At 59.6% G+C, this 285-nt stretch carries 1 protein-coding gene; it reads left to right on the top strand.

What is annotated here, in order from left to right:
• Window positions 1–285: IS66 family transposase (locus tag ACWGS9_RS35715; RefSeq protein ID WP_454509548.1), on the top strand; the 285-nt coding region annotated here is incomplete at both ends.

Genomic DNA, 285 nt, shown 5'->3' on the forward strand with positions numbered 1-285 from the left:
GCTCTGGCAGATCGAGGATGAAGTTCGCGGGCAGGCTCCCGAGATGCGGGTCAGGGCTCGCCAGGAAAACTCCGCGATCGTCGTCGCCGATCTCTTCGATATGTGGGAAAGGGAGCTCCCGCGGATATCCGGCAAATCGAAGCTTGCCGAGGCGATCCGCTATGCCCTTGCCAGACGCGTGGCGCTCGAGCGCTTTCTTGCCGACGGCCGTATCGAGATCGACTCCAACATTGTCGAGCGGGCGATCCGCCCGCAAACAATAACAAGAAAAAACAGTCTCTTTGC

It is taken from the genome of Mesorhizobium sp. Arg314 (genome assembly GCF_053714275.1).